We start from the raw sequence: 1,438 nt of genomic DNA on the forward strand, positions 1-1,438 counted from the left end.
CCGGATCCGCGACCATCGCCTCCACCACCGACCGGAACATCCCCGCCAACCGCGCCAACCCCGCACCGTCGAACACCCGCGCGTCACCGACGAGGTCGAGGAAGCCGCTGGCCGCGGTGACCTGGAGGGCGAACTCGGTGCCGCCCTCGCCGGCGACGGCCTCGAAGCCGACCTGCTCCTCGCTGTCGGCGTTCGCGCGGCGGAACTCGGTGTAGTCGAAGACCACGTCGATCGGGTGGGCGTCCACACCGGTCAGCCGCCGCACCGCCGGCAACGGATACCGCCGGTGCGGCCACAACTCCACCTCACGGTCGAACACCGACCGCACCAGGTCCCGCCACGTCCGCGCACCCCGCGCGAACCCGAACGGCAGGATGTTGATGTACATCCCGTGCACCCGCTCCGCACCCCGCACCTCCGGCCGCGCGTCACACACCAGACCGGAGTGGAAGGCGGGTTCGTTGGTGAGCTGGCTCATCACCTTCAGGTGCGCCGCGTGCAGGACCGCCTTGACCGGTACGCCGACGGTGCTGGCGAGCCGGCGCAACGCGCCGTCCAGGTCGGCGATGTCCAGCGTGGCGCGGTGCACCCGCCGGGGGCCGGTGTCCGCGGTGGGTGCACCGGGCAGGGTGAGCTTCGGCCGGCCGGTCACCACCGTCCGCCAGTAGTCGGCGTCCGCCTCGGATCGCAGGGCCGTCAGCTCGGCGGCGACGAAGTCCGCGTACCGGACGGCCGCCGGCTCGACCGGGTCGGGCTGCTCGCCGCGCCGCCGCCGGTGGTACCCGCCGAGCAGGTCGGCCAGCAGGAGGTTGAGGTCCCAGCCCCCGGTGACCAGGTGGCTGACGGAGACGGTGAGCCACCAGGCCCGCTCGTCCTCGCGGTGCACGGCGACCCGCAGCAGCGGCGGCGGCTGCGCCGGGTCGAACGGCCGCTCCCGCTCCGCGGCGACGTACGCCGGGTGGTCGGCCGCGTCGGGGTGCACCGCAACCGGCACCTGCGCGTCGGCGTGCACCAGCTGCATCGGCATGGAGTAGCCGGTCAGGTCGAACGAGGTGCGCAGCGTCTCGTGCCGGGCGACCAGTTCCGCGAGGGTCGCGCGCAGCGGCGCGACGTCGAAGGGCAGATCGTCCTGGACCCGCATCGCGTGCACGATGTGGTATGGCGCGGTGGCCTCGTCCTTGGCGATCTCCACCGCCATGCCGACCTGGGCCTGCGTGGCCGGGTAGGCGTCGGTGAGGCCCGCAGGCAGGGCGGCCCGGTCGGCCTCGCTGATCAGGGCGAACGGAGCCACCGGGGTGAACGCCTCGACCGCGTCGGCGCCGCCGAGAGCCGCGGCCAGGCCACGGACCGTACGGTGCGCGAACACGTCCCGCACACTCGTCGGATAGCCGGCCGCACGCAACGTCCCGACCAGCGTCACCGCCAGCATCGAGTCACC

The 1,438-nt window shown here is 73.7% G+C and carries 1 protein-coding gene; it reads right to left on the minus strand.

Translation table 11 applies throughout. The features are described from left to right. Positions 1–1,438, minus strand: a 1,438-nt coding sequence (locus ACGF5C_RS34550; protein ID WP_393308592.1) for a condensation domain-containing protein, incomplete at both ends; no start/stop codon positions are given.

The organism is Micromonospora sp. NPDC047620 (assembly GCF_043205005.1).
Classification (GTDB): Bacteria; Actinomycetota; Actinomycetes; order Mycobacteriales; family Micromonosporaceae; genus Micromonospora.